Source organism: Kitasatospora sp. NPDC058048, from assembly GCF_042885555.1.
Classification (GTDB): Bacteria; Actinomycetota; Actinomycetes; order Streptomycetales; family Streptomycetaceae; genus Kitasatospora; species Kitasatospora lactacystinica.
This window is the reverse complement of the sequence record NZ_JBHVRT010000002.1, coordinates 129,772-142,196: the sequence shown is the minus strand read 5'-3', so window position 1 is coordinate 142,196 and position 12,425 is coordinate 129,772. Positions and strand designations below refer to the sequence as shown.

The following is a 12,425-nucleotide window of genomic DNA, read 5'->3' as shown; positions in this document are numbered from 1 at the left end:
CGACCCCGGGGAGTCCGGGGTCGGCCGTGGATCAGCCCGAGCAGGCGATCCGCTGCGCCTGCTGCCAGGCGCACACCGGGCAGAGGGTGCTGCCGGGCCGGTCGGCGGGCAGTTCGGTCGGTTCCCCGCACAGCACGCAGTCGGCGCGCGGCCCGGTCGCCTCCGGGTCGTGCCGCAGCGCCGCCTCCGCGCCGCCCTCGGACACGAGTTCGCAGACGGCCGCTTCCTGGTTCGTACCGGTGTCGTTCATGCCGCCTTCCTACTCCGCTCCCCGCTGAGCTGCAACAGGCTCGGCCCCGGCCGAGTCGGCCCGAGCGCCCCGGCGGACGAATGACAGCGAACAGATTTCAGAAAACGTTCGCTGAAATCCGTCATCTGAAATCTGTTCGCTGAAGACCGTTCGCTGAAGGCCGTTCACTGAAACCCGCCCCGCCCCGCCGCAGGTCCCCTCCCGCCCGGCGGCTACCGTGACCGGCATGCCCACCGACCTGCACCGACGTCTCCTCGCCGCCCACGCCACCGCCCCGTCGTACCCCGAGGTGGGCGCCACCCGGGGCGGGGGCGGACGGCTGCCGGACGGCTACGCCCACCTGCGGCGGCGGGTCCACCTGGGGCGCGGCGCGGAGGTTCTGGAGCGGGCCGGCCGGTACGTGCTCGGCTGGGGCAGCCAGTTGGGCACCGGCTTCGCGGTGTACCCCGCCGGCCCGGCCCGGGAGGGCGGGACGGTGCTGCTGCGACTGAACCTGCCGGGGAGCCGGCGGCCGCGTCTGGTGATCCCCTGCCGGGTGGTGTGGACGGTGGACGAGCCGGACCGGATCGGGTTCGGGTACGGAACCCTCCCCGGGCACCCCGAGCGCGGCGAGGAGGCGTTCCTGGTGTCGATGGACGCCGACGGCGAGGTGTGGTTCGAGGTCACCGCATTCTCCCGGCTGTCCGCCTGGTACGCCAGGCTGGGCCGCCCGGTGGCGCTGCTCTGCCAGCACCTGGCGATCGAGCGCTACCTCGCCGCGGTGGCCTCGCACGTCCGCTGAGTCGTGAAGCCCGCCGAACCCGCCCGGACCACCGAGCCCGCCCGGGCGGGGCGCGCCCCCCGCGCACCGCGCCAAAGTCAGCCGAGGAAGGACAGCCGGACGGTCCGGCGCGGGTTGTCCCCGTTGGTGTCGATCAGCACCACCGACTGCCAGACGCCGAGGGCCAGTTGGCCGCCGAGGACCGGCAGGGTGGCGTGCGGGGCGACCAGGCCGGGCACCACGTGGTCCCGGCCGTGGCCGGGGCTGCCGTGCCGGTGGCGCCAGCGGTCGTCGGCCGGGAGCAGGTCGCGCAGGGTGGCGAGGAAGTCGTCGTCGCTGCCGGAGCCGGTCTCCAGCACCGCGATCCCCGCGGTGGCGTGCGGGACGAAGATGTTGAGCAGGCCGTCGCGCCCGGTGGCCCGTTCGTCGAGGAACGCGGCGCAGCGGTCGGTGATGTCGAGCGCGACCTCGCGGTTGCCGGTGGTGATCTCGATGGTGCCGCTCTGGAAGGTGGTGTCCGGGAAGGAGCCGGTCCGGGTGGAGTGGTTGTTGTCCGCCATGGCGCCATCCTGTCCCAGGTCAGCGGGCCGGGCGTACTCCCTCGCCGACTCGCCGCGCCGGGGAGGCGAACTCGCGTAGGGTGAAAGGTTCAGACCACATCACCCGGACGGCGCGGCACGCGCCGGAGCCCCCACCCCGGGCCTTCACCGAGGCCTTCACCGAGCCCCGCCGGGCCCGAACCCGGGACATCGTCCGGACACACCGAAGACCCGGTGGACCGGACGGTCCACCGGGTCGGTTCCCGACCGGGCGGCGGGGAGGGACCCGTACCGCGCCGGTCGAACTAGCCGCGCCCGCCGAAGAGGCTCCGCCGCAACCGACGCAGCGGCGTCAGCAGCGAGATCCTGGTGTGGCGACGACGGGTCGTCGGGGCCTCGGCGCCGCGCGGCGTGAGCTCCCTTATCAACCCGAGTGCTTCGGCGGTGTCCACCGCCGGGAGTGCGGGCGCGCCGAGCACGGCCAGGTGTCGGTCGATCCGGCGGCCGGTCGTGCCGACACCGCACTGGATCGCCGGCACGCGGGGCCGAGTCCGCACTTGCATGTGTTCCATCAGTTTTTCCCACCCCTACGAGGCGCCAGGGCCGTGAGGCGAAGACTATCCGTGAAGGACGGCCTTCGCGCAACCGTCCTTGGTGTTGTGCCACCGTATCGTGCGGCGTCAACTGACGAAGCACCAGGGGCCACCAGGCCGGTCACGACTAGGCATCAATGATGGTGCACGACCGGCCGTCCGTCACCCGGTCCGGCAGGCGAGGTGCGGCAACCGTACGCACGGCACACGCACGACACGCGCCCGGCGCACGGCGGCGCCCCTGCGGAACCGGGCCCCGCGGCCCGCCCGCACCCCACCAACGGCCCGCCCGCGCCCAACCCGCACCTCACCCGCGCCCCGCCCGCGCCGCCATATAGGGGACAGCCGGGAGACGGCCGCCACATCGACAAAGCGATCATCGGGGGGCGTTCGCCGCACCCGATCCGTGCACGGCCCGGCCGAACCGGGCGCCGGCCGACACCGTGACCGACCGACTTCAGGAAGTGAACACATTCGAGGGATTGACTCCCGCCGAACCTCCAAGCAGTATCTGATTGCACACGCCAGTGCCCGCACCGCACCCAAGCGTGTGTTCGATTTATGAAGAACTCCGGCTCCCGCGAGCCACTGCCCGGCCGCCTCGACGCTGCGGCGGCCCGGCTCGCGCGGTGCCCGGACCGGCGGTCGGCCGTCGAGGGTCGGCCGGACCGCCACCTGACTGCCGGTGCCGCCCCGCAAGGGGCCCGGCACCGGCGGTTCCGGGTGCACCACGGCCCCTGCCGCGAGCCGCCCCACCACCACTGCCACCCCCGGTCACCGCCCCGGCCACCACCCCGGAAGCCCCGCACCGGACGTCCGCGCAGGTGGCACCCGGTGGATCGGTACACTCGGCCAGCGTGTCCCTCCTCCTCAGCATCGTGCTCCCGGTCCACGGCGTGGAGCGGTACCTCCCGCACTGCCTCGACTCGCTCCTCGGCGACACCCCCGCCGCGGAGACCCGCTTCGAGGTGATCGCGGTCGACGACCTCTCCCCCGACGGCTCCGGCGCGATCCTGGACGTCTACGCGGCCCGCGACAGCAGGCTGCGGGTGCTGCACCTCACCGAGAACCAGGGCCTCGGCGGCGCCCGCACCGCCGCCCTGCCGCAGGCCCGCGGCGAGTACGTCTGGTTCGTGGACAGCGACGACTGGGTGCCCGAGGGGACGGTCGGCGCGCTGCTGGACGAGCTGACGCAGGAGCGCCGCCGGGAGACCCCCGCCGACGTGCTGATCACCGACTTCACCCACGTCTACCCGGACGGCGGGACCGAGCCCAACCCCTGGCACCACGTGCTGGCCGGCTCCCCGCTGGTCGAGGGCTGCACCCTGGCCGAGCACCCGGCACTGTTCCAGACCGTGATGTCGGTGTGGAACAAGCTGTTCCGCCGCGCCTTCCTGGACAGCCTCGGCGTCTCCTTCGGCCGCGGCTACTACGAGGACATCTCGGTCACCTACCCGGCGCTGCTGGCCGCCGAGCGGCTGCGCTACCTCGACCGCCCCTGCTACTTCTACCGGCGCGGCCGGGACGGCGCGATCACCGCCACCTCCTCCCCCAAGCATGCGGACGTGTTCGCCCAGTACGACGCGATCTTCGCCTTCCTGGACCGCCCGGACCGCCCCGGCCGGCCGGTCCCGGACCCGCTGCGCACCCTGGTCTTCGACCGGACCGTCCGCCAGGCGCTGAACGTCTACGACACCCCCGGGCTTGTCCCCGCCGACCTGCGCAAGGACTTCTTCCGGCGGATCGCCCGGCACTTCGACCGCCACCGCCCGGCCGGCTACCGCTTCCCCGGCGGGGTGCGCGGCGTGCAGTACCGGCTGGCCGCCCGCGGCGCCCGGATCGCCTACGCGGAGCTGCGCCGCACCGGGCGGTTGCCGCGCGAACTCAAGCGCGGGGCAAGGGCGGTGGCGCCCGCGGTGAAGAAGGGGATGCGCAGCGGCGCCCGGTTCACCGCGTACAACGCGTTCCGCCGGCTGCCGCTGGACGAGAACCTCGCCGTCTACGCCGCCTACTGGCACCGGGGTTACGCGTGCAGCCCGGCGGCGATCTACGAGAAGGCGAAGGAACTTGCCCCGCGGATCCGGGGCGTGTGGGTGGTGGAGAACCGCGCCCAGGCCGCCGCGCTGCCGCCCGGGGTTCCGCACGTGATCGTCAACACCCCCGCCTACCTCAGGGCGATGGCGACCGCCAAGTACTTCGTCAACAACGTCAACTTCCCCCGCACCATGACGAAGCGGCCGGGCACGGTGCACGTCCAGACCCAGCACGGCACCCCGCTCAAGGCGATGGGCATGGACCTGCGCGACCACCCGGCGGCGGCCGAGGGGATGGACTTCGAGCTGCTCCAGGAGGCCGTCGACCGCTGGGACTTCCTGGTCTCCCCCAACCCGCACACCAGCGGGCACTTCGCCCGCGCCTTCCCGGGCCGGTACGAGATGCTGGACACCGGATACCCGCGCAACGACCGGTTGGCGAACGCCGCTCCGGACGAGGTCCGGGAGATGCGCGAGCGGCTCGGGCTGCGGCCGGACACCCGGGCGGTGCTCTACGCGCCGACCCACCGCGGCAGCAAGGGCGGCTACGTGCCGCTGCTGGACGTGGCGGCGCTGGCCCGGAGGCTGGGCCCGGACTTCACGCTGCTGGTGCGCACCCACTACTTCCACACCGACGGCCCGGGCGACCTGTCGGCGGCCGGCACGGAATCGGCGCGGATCGTGGACGTCTCGGCGCACCCGACCGTCGAGGACCTCTACCTCGCGGCGGACGTGCTGGTGACGGACTACTCGTCGATGATGTTCGACTACACGGTGCTGGACCGGCCGGTGGTGATCTTCGCCCCGGACTGGGAGGAGTACCAGCGGGAACGCGGCGTCTACTTCGACCTGTTCGCGGAGCCGCCGGGCGCGGTCACGGTGGACGCGGACGGGCTGGCGCGGGCGCTGCTGGCGGGCGACCCGGAGCCGGCGGCGCGGGCGCGGTTCCGGGCGAAGTTCTGCGTCTGGGACGACGGCGGGGCCTCGGAGCGGGTGGTGCGCCGGGTGTTCCCGGTGGAGGAGTAGCGGCCCCTGCGGCGGACCCCGCGGAGAACAGCGGGGGCGTCCGGACGGGGCCGGTGCCGCCGGTACGGCGACCGGCCCCGTCGGCGCGGGTTCAGCGCCGGCGGGCGGCCAGGAACTCCTCGAAGGTCAGGACGCCGTCGTGGTTGGTGTCCATGCTGTGGATCAGCGCCTCGGCCATCGAGATGGTGACGTCGTGGTCGCCCATCTCGTTGGCGGCCAGGGCGTACTCGGCCGGGGTGATCCTGCCGTCGCCGTCCTTGTCGAAACGGTCGAAAAAGGCCTTGATCGCCTCGGTGGTCTCCATCGTGCCCTCCTGGGTACTGCGGGGTGTCGCTCGGTTCGGACGGCCGTACCCTACCCGGCCGTGGCGCGCGCCACGGTCGCCGGGAGTGGACGTGCGCGGGGGTGGGTGTCGTAGTCTGCGGATCTGATTGCAGGCCCGGGCTCCTCCCGGGCGGTCGTTCGTCCAGGGAGGGAATCGTGCTCGACCTCGTCACCAAGTTGGTGCTGAAACCGGTCTCGCGGGGGATCTGGCGGCCGGCCATCGAGGGAATCGAGAACGTGCCGCGCAAGGGCGGGGTGATCCTGGCCAGCAACCACCTGTCCTTCATCGACAGCGTGGTGATCCCGCTGACCGCCCCGCGCCGGGTCCACTTCCTCGCGAAGGCCGAGTACTTCACCGGCACCGGGCTCAAGGGCCGGCTCTCCAAGGACTTCTTCGAGGCCATCGGAGCCGTGCCGGTCGAGCGCGGCACCTACCGTTCCGCTCAGGCCTCGCTGGAGTCGGCGCTGGAGATCCTGGAGGACGGCAAGGCCTTCGGCATCTACCCCGAGGGCACCCGCTCGCTGGACGGCCGGCTCTACCGGGGCAAGACGGGCGTCGCCTGGCTCGCGCTGACCGCGGGCGTGCCGGTCGTGCCGGTGGCGCTGGAGGGTCCGGAGCAGATCCTGCCGGTGGGCAAGCGGATCCCGCGGTTGAAGAAGGTGACGGTCCGCTTCGGCGAGCCGCTGCACTTCGACGAGCTGCACGGGCAGGCCCGTTCGCTGAAGGCCCGTCGGCAGGTGACCGACGAGGTCATGGCGGCCATCCAGCGGCTCTCCGGCCAGGAGGTCGCGGAGAGCTACAACGAGGTGCCGAAGGCGGCCTGACCGCCGCGTCCGTCACCGCAGCGTCCGTCACCGCCGCGTCCGTCACCGGCGCGCACACCCGCGCCCGCACCCGCGCCCCGGGTCGTCACACGCGCCCGAGCACGGCCGGTTCGGGCTGCCCGGCGGCCTCCGGCACCTCCCGGCGCAGCAGCGCCGCGTACCGGCCGTCCAGCGCCACCAGCTCCTCGTGGGTGCCGAGTTCGACCACCTCGCCGTGGTCCAGGACGGCTATCTGGTCGGCGGCGCGGACGGTGGAGAGCCGGTGTGCGATGGTGATCGTGGTGCGGCCGGCGGCCAGGGTGTCCACGGCCTGCTGGACGGCGCGCTCGGTGCGGTTGTCGAGCGCGCTGGTGGCCTCGTCGAGGATCAGCACCGGCGGGTTGCGCAGGATCGTCCGGGCCAGCGCGAGGCGCTGCTTCTCGCCGCCCGAGAAGCGGTAGCCGCGCTCGCCGACGAGGGTGTCGTAGCCGTCCGGGAGGGCGGCGATGGTGTCGTGGATCTGCGCGGCCCGGGCGGCCTCGACCAGTTCCGCGTCGTCGGCGCCGGGCTTGGCGAAGCGCAGGTTCTCGGCGACCGAGGCGTGGAAGAGGTAGGTCTCCTGGGAGACCACGCCGACCGCTCGGGCCAGGGTGTCGAAGGACAGTTCGCGCACGTCCACGCCGTCCAGGGTGACCTGCCCGTCGGTGACGTCGTACAGCCGCGGCACGAGGTAGCTGAGGGTGGTCTTGCCCGAGCCGGTCTCGCCGACCACGGCCAGCGAGCTCCCGGCCGGGACGGTGAGGTCGACGCCGGCCAGGGTCGGGCGCTCCTGCTCCGGGTCGTAGCGGAAGTCGACGTCCTTGAAGCGGACCTCGCCGCGGATGCCCGTCAGGGTGACCGGGTCTGCCGGCTCGTCGATCTCCACCGGCAGGTCGAGGTACTCGAAGATGCGCTGGAAGAGCGCCAGGGAGGTCTGCACGTCCACGCCGGTGGAGAGCAGGCTGACGGTCGGGCGGAAGAGGCCCTGCTGGAGGGTGACGAAGGCGACCAGGGTGCCGACCGAGACGATCGGCGCGCCGGCGGCGGAGGTCAGCCCGGCAGCCCAGTAGATCAGCGCGGGCATCGCGGCCATCACGATCATGATGGTGTTCATCCGCCAGCGCCCGGCCATGCCGGCCCGCACCTCCAGGTCCGCGAGCCGGTCGGACTGGTCGGTGAACTCCCGGGCCAGCGAACCGGAGCGGCCCATCGTGCGGCCGAGCAGGATGCCGCTGACCGAGAGCGACTCCTGGACCGCCGAGCTCATCGCGGCCAGCTGCTTCTGCCGCTCGGTGGTGATCTTCTTGCGCTCCCGGCCGACCCGGCGGCTGATCCAGACGAACAGCGGGAGCAGCAGTAGCGAGACGACGGTCAGCCGCCAGTCGAGCGCGACCATGGCGACGACGGAGGCGACCACCGCGGTCAGGTTGGAGACCAGGCTGGTCGCGGTGGAGGTCACCGTGGACTGCATGCCGCCGATGTCGTTGGCGATCCGGGACTGCACCTCGCCGGTGCGGGTTCGGGTGAAGAAGGCCAGCGACTGCCGCTGGAGGTGGCCGTAGACGGAGGTGCGCAGGTCGTGCATCACGCGCTGGCCGACGGTGGTGGAGATCAGCGTCTGGAGGACGTTGAAGACGCTGTTCACCACGGCGGTCAGGATCATCCCGAGCGCGAGCAGGCTGAGCAGCCCGGTGCGGCCCTGCGGGATGGCGATGTCCAGGACGGCCCTGAGCAGGAACGGGGAGACGACCGAGACCACCGCGGAGGCGGCCACCAGCAGCCCGACGACGGTCAGGCGGCCCCGGTACGGGCGGAAGAGCGCGAGGATGCGGCGCCACTCGGCCGAGGGGCGGGGATCGCCCTCGGCACGCTCGGGCGGGGTCCAGTCGATGGCGGTGGGCCTCAAGGACGGGCCTCCCTGGGTGGGACGGTCGGGCGGACGGTCGGGCTGGGGTCAGCATAGCGAGGATAGCTCATAGTTAGACAAGCTAATAGTGAGGGTTGCTCTATTCCTCGGCTCCCGCCGATCCGCGCCCGACTGCCCGACCGGCCGGGCGCCGAGCCAGACCACCCGACCACCCGACCGCCCGACCGCCCCGGTCGTCAGTTGGTCCGGTAGGTGCGCGCCGCCTTCGAGGAGACCCCGCCGAGCTTGCCGGAGGGCAGCACCCGCGCGATGGCCACGGCGGCCTTGTACCGCTTGCCCGGCACGGACACGGCCCGGCCGCGGGCCAGGTCGCGCATCGCCTCGTCCACCACCCGCTCGGCGGACAGCCAGGACCAGGACGGGATGTTGCCGGTACCCATGCCGGCCCGCTGGTGGAACTCGGTCCGGGTGAAGCCCGGGCAGAGCGCCATCATCCGCACGCCCGTACCGCCGAGGTCGCGCAGCACGCCCTGGGTGAAGCTCACCACCCAGGCCTTGCTGGCGCCGTACGTGCCGCGCGGCAGGAAGGCCGCCACCGAGGCCACATTGACGATCGCACCGCGGCCGCGCTCCCGCATGCCGGGCAGGGCGGCCGTGGTCAGCCGCAGGATCGCCTCGATGTGCACCTTCAGCATGGCCAGCTCGTCCTGGAGCGGAACCGTGCCGAAGGCGCCCTTGTTGCCGAAGCCGGCGTTGTTGACCAGGAGGTCCACCGGGCGGGCGGCATCGGCGAGCCGGGCCTCGACGGCGCCGATGCCCTCGTCGGTCGCGAGGTCGGCGGTCAGCACCTCCGCCTCGATGCCGTACCTGCCGTGCAGGTCGGCGGCTGCGCGCTCCAGGCGCTCGGTGTCCCGGGCCACCAGCACGAGCTGGTAGCCGCTGCGGGCGAGCCGGCGGGCGAAGGCGGCTCCGATGCCGGCGGTCGCGCCGGTGATCAAGGCTGTGGTCATGCCCCGACCGTACCGACTCGCCGCGACAGGGCCCACATCCAGGGCGATGCCCCAGCTCAGCGGGCTGCGGATGCAGGTCACCGGAGGTGCTCGTACTGTCGAACGGGGGCATCGTCCGACCGGGCGGTGAAATCCAGACGAGGAGGCACTTCTGATGCTTACTCAGTTCCGGACCGGAACGGCAACGACGTCACGCAGCGCGACGCTTGAGGCCGAGACACTCGCGAGCCTGATGGTGGAGGAAGAGGCCGTCGTGTCCGACGCGCCCACGTACTCGCCCGAGGCCGCGGGGCTCCTGCTCCTGCTCGGCCTGGTCCTGCTCTCCCCGAAGGGACCGAAGGAGAAGCCGATCCGGTAGCCGGGCCCCCCGCCCCACCGGGCCGTGCGCCCCTGGGGTCCCCGCGCCCATCCCGAGTCTCCTGAAGGAGTAGCTCACCACCATGCCGTTCGCCGAAACCCCTCTCCGTGACGAGTACGCCGCGGCGGTCGAGCGGGTGGCCGGCCGGACCCTCGACGCCCTCCGGGGCGCCGGGGGTGCGGCCGCACTCGCGGACCCGGACACCGCCGCGCCCCGCCCGCTGCTGGCCGCGGTGCGCGTGCTCGGCGCCGACCTCTTCACCCCGCAACTGCTCGCCGGGGCCGAGCCCGACGGACCCACCGCCGCGCTGCTCGCCGAGGCCCGACGGGCCTTCCCCGCCCCGGCACCGGCATCCGCCGAGGCCGCGCTGGTCATCGACTGGCAGGACTGGGCGATCGACCGGTTGCTCGCCCGCACACCGCACGGGGACGCCGCACCGGCCTCACCGCCCTCCCCCCTGCCCGGACCGGCCGACCTGGGCTGGCAGTCCTGGTCGGTACGGATGGCGCAGTTGTCCGTGCTCGCACTGCCCGGACTGGACGGTCCGGTGCACGACGCCGCCCGCTCCGGCACCCTGCACCTCGCCCACGGCACCGTCCGTTCCATGCTCCGACGGGACTTCACCACCGCCGTACGGCTCGCCCGCTGGCTCGCCTGGACGAGCGCCGAGGGGCTCCCGCCACGGCTCGAGGTCGAACCGGTCCTGGACCGGAGCCGCCTGGTCGGCATCGGAGCCGTCCGGACGCGCCTCGAACTCGCCGTCGCCCAGCGCCTGTTGGAGGGAAGCCCGGCATGACCGACACCCAGACGCTCACCATGGCCCAACAGCTCGGCACCCGCGCGCTGTCCTGGTTGCACACGTCGTACCAGGGCAGCTACGGCAAGTTCGCGGACAACAGCGTCATCAACCTCTCCGAACCGGACGACATCTACAAGCCGCTCTGCGAGGTCGCGATGGCCTCCTCCCTGGTGCTGCGCGACGGGGTCGCCGGACCGCACGACATCCATGCCGCGCGCGACCTCCTCACGACCGCCTGGGGCCAGCTGCGTGAGGGCGACATGCTCTACGAGCGCCAGCTGCGGTATGTCACCATCACGGACCCACTGGAGACGTACGCCCACTTCGCCCGGATCGGCCACCGGCACGCCGCACTGGAGGAGTTGCTCGAATCACTCAGCCGGCTGCGGGCCGTGCACGCCGTCGAGATCCAGGGCAGCCGGCAGCTGGCCGTGGCCAACGCGCGTCGGATCATCGGACTCAGCCACCGGCCGGACTGGGCCACGCTCGCCGCCCGCACCTGGCTCGGCGCGCTCCCCGAACCCTGGACCGTCTCCTGGTCCACCGCCTACCAGGTCACCCACACCGTCTTCCACCTCACCGACTGGGGCGCCCGACCCCAGGACCTGCCCGAACCGATGCGGGACTACCTGCGCGACTGGCTGCCGGTCTGGCTCGACATCTGGCTGGAGATCGGGGAGTGGGACCTGGTCGGCGAGCTGCTGATCGTCGACTCGTGCATCGGGGAACCCATCACCGGGCGGTCCGGCTGGGAGGCCCTGGCCTCGGTGCAGCGGGCGGACGGCCTGGTGCCCCGGGACAACGAACCGATCGAGGACGACGAGGAGTTGGCCATCCGCGCACACGAACACACCGCCGTGGTCGCGGTCGTGGCCTCGACGGTCGCACTCTCCCGGGCACTCGGCGGCGCGGACGGCGCCGACACCGCCGACATCGCGGCCGCATGAACGAACTCGACACGGCCGTCCGTGCGGCAGTGCGGGCGGCCGCGCCGTACGCGACAGCGGTCACCGTGGCCGTGGCGCGCGAAGGGCATGAGGACGTGCGATGCTTCGGGCGCCTCGCGCGAGGGCGGGCGGCACCATGCACCCCGGACACCGTCTTCGAACTCGGCTCGGTCAGCAAGACGTTCACCGCGCTGCTGCTCGCCGACCTGGCCACGCGCGGCGAACTCGCCCTCGACGACCCGGTCGAACACCGACTGCCGCCCGACTGGCATCCGATGACCGTCCGCTCCCCCGAGCCGATCCGGCTGCTGCACCTCGCCACCCACACCTCGGGGCTGCCCGGGTTGCCGCCCGGACTGCTCTCCGGAGCCGTGCCGACCTGGCAGACCAACCCGTACGCGGCGTTCGGCGACGAGCGGTTGAGAGCAGCCCTGGCCCGAACCACCGTGCGCGGCAGGCCCGGCAGCATGTACCGGTACTCCAACTACGGGGTCGGACTGCTCGGGCGACTGCTGGCCGAGACAGGCGGACTGCCGTACGGGGAGCTGCTCGCCAAGCGGATCCTGGGGCCACTGGGACTCGATGCCACCACATGCGCGCCGGACTCGCCGGACGTACCGGATGTACCGGACGTGCCGAGCCGGGCGACCGGCTACCGGCGTGGACGGGCGATGCCGACCTGGCGGATCCCCGGGCTGCCGGGCGCGGGCGCGGTGCGAGCCAGCGGAAGCGACCTGCTGCGCTACCTCCAGGCCCATCTCGGCCAGGAGGACGGCGAGTTGGCGAAGCCACTGGCCGAGGTCCAACGGGTCAGGCTGCGGCTTCCGCACTCCCCCGACGAGCTGTGCCTGGTGTGGAACCACCGCCGCTCGGGCGGGCGCGAGCTGTACTTCCACACCGGCGCGACCCGCGGGTTCACCGCCTTCGTCGGGTTCTCTCCGACGGGCGCGACCGCCGTGGCGGCCCTCGCCAACACCGGCCCGAAGCGCGGCGGATGCTTCGTCCAGGCGGGGTACGAGGTGCTGCGGACCGTCACCGGCCGCAGCACGTAACGCTCCTCACCCCGCACCCCGCAC

At 72.8% G+C, this 12,425-nt stretch carries 13 protein-coding genes; 7 read left to right on the top strand and 6 right to left on the bottom strand.

What is annotated here, in order from left to right:
- Positions 1-31 precede the first annotated feature (31 nt).
- The gene (locus ACFVVA_RS02695) at positions 32-250 is read right to left on the bottom strand and encodes a hypothetical protein (protein ID WP_387684992.1); all 219 of its coding nucleotides are present in this window, start codon (positions 248-250) and stop codon (positions 32-34) included.
- Positions 251-476: 226 nt separating this feature from the next.
- Here ACFVVA_RS02695 and ACFVVA_RS02690 point away from each other — a divergent pair, with 226 nt between their 5' ends.
- Positions 477-1,031 carry a DUF1990 family protein gene (locus tag ACFVVA_RS02690; protein ID WP_387684990.1) on the top strand — a complete coding sequence of 185 codons (555 nt, stop codon included), beginning with the start codon at positions 477-479 and terminating at the stop codon, positions 1,029-1,031.
- Positions 1,032-1,108: 77 nt separating this feature from the next.
- Here the strand turns inward: ACFVVA_RS02690 and ACFVVA_RS02685 are convergent, their stop codons facing one another.
- Together ACFVVA_RS02685 and ACFVVA_RS02680 are read right to left on the bottom strand one after the other, a co-directional pair.
- Positions 1,109-1,570: a YjbQ family protein gene (locus tag ACFVVA_RS02685; RefSeq protein ID WP_380538050.1), complete on the bottom strand. Its 462-nt coding sequence runs from the start codon at positions 1,568-1,570 to the stop codon at positions 1,109-1,111.
- A 284-nt stretch (positions 1,571-1,854) separates the two neighbouring features.
- On the bottom strand, positions 1,855-2,121 hold the full coding sequence (locus ACFVVA_RS02680) for a hypothetical protein (RefSeq protein ID WP_049650625.1): 267 nt from the start codon (positions 2,119-2,121) through the stop codon (positions 1,855-1,857).
- Between the two features lie 878 nt (positions 2,122-2,999).
- Between ACFVVA_RS02680 and ACFVVA_RS02675 the strand changes: the two genes are divergently transcribed.
- Positions 3,000-5,201: a CDP-glycerol glycerophosphotransferase family protein gene (locus tag ACFVVA_RS02675; RefSeq protein WP_387684988.1), complete on the top strand. Its 2,202-nt coding sequence runs from the start codon at positions 3,000-3,002 to the stop codon at positions 5,199-5,201.
- Positions 5,202-5,292: 91 nt separating this feature from the next.
- Here ACFVVA_RS02675 and ACFVVA_RS02670 read toward each other — a convergent pair whose 3' ends face one another.
- Complete coding sequence (locus ACFVVA_RS02670) at positions 5,293-5,505, bottom strand: EF-hand domain-containing protein (protein ID WP_359898577.1); 213 nt, start codon at positions 5,503-5,505, stop codon at positions 5,293-5,295.
- A 176-nt stretch (positions 5,506-5,681) separates the two neighbouring features.
- Between ACFVVA_RS02670 and ACFVVA_RS02665 the strand changes: the two genes are divergently transcribed.
- Positions 5,682-6,350 (top strand): lysophospholipid acyltransferase family protein, encoded by a 669-nt coding sequence (locus ACFVVA_RS02665; RefSeq protein WP_359898578.1) that lies wholly within the window; start codon positions 5,682-5,684, stop codon positions 6,348-6,350.
- An 85-nt stretch (positions 6,351-6,435) separates the two neighbouring features.
- Here ACFVVA_RS02665 and ACFVVA_RS02660 read toward each other — a convergent pair whose 3' ends face one another.
- Complete coding sequence (locus ACFVVA_RS02660; protein WP_387684985.1) at positions 6,436-8,274, bottom strand: ABC transporter ATP-binding protein; 1,839 nt, start codon at positions 8,272-8,274, stop codon at positions 6,436-6,438.
- A 197-nt stretch (positions 8,275-8,471) separates the two neighbouring features.
- Complete coding sequence (locus ACFVVA_RS02655) at positions 8,472-9,245, bottom strand: SDR family NAD(P)-dependent oxidoreductase (protein WP_387684983.1); 774 nt, start codon at positions 9,243-9,245, stop codon at positions 8,472-8,474.
- A 232-nt stretch (positions 9,246-9,477) separates the two neighbouring features.
- Here ACFVVA_RS02655 and ACFVVA_RS02650 point away from each other — a divergent pair, with 232 nt between their 5' ends.
- The 4 genes from ACFVVA_RS02650 to ACFVVA_RS02635 all read left to right on the top strand — a co-directional run bounded on the left by ACFVVA_RS02650 (position 9,478) and on the right by ACFVVA_RS02635 (position 12,401).
- Positions 9,478-9,603, top strand: a complete 126-nt coding sequence (locus ACFVVA_RS02650) for a hypothetical protein (RefSeq protein WP_380349161.1) — start codon at positions 9,478-9,480, stop codon at positions 9,601-9,603.
- A gap of 82 nt (positions 9,604-9,685) precedes the next feature.
- Positions 9,686-10,399, top strand: a complete 714-nt coding sequence (locus ACFVVA_RS02645; protein WP_387684981.1) for a hypothetical protein — start codon at positions 9,686-9,688, stop codon at positions 10,397-10,399.
- Entirely contained in the window at positions 10,396-11,349 is a 954-nt protein-coding gene (locus ACFVVA_RS02640) for a DUF6895 family protein (RefSeq protein WP_387684979.1), read from the top strand. Before ACFVVA_RS02645 ends, ACFVVA_RS02640 begins: the two co-directional genes overlap by 4 nt.
- Positions 11,346-12,401: a serine hydrolase domain-containing protein gene (locus ACFVVA_RS02635; RefSeq protein ID WP_387684978.1), complete on the top strand. Its 1,056-nt coding sequence runs from the start codon at positions 11,346-11,348 to the stop codon at positions 12,399-12,401. Before ACFVVA_RS02640 ends, ACFVVA_RS02635 begins: the two co-directional genes overlap by 4 nt.
- Positions 12,402-12,425 lie beyond the last annotated feature (24 nt).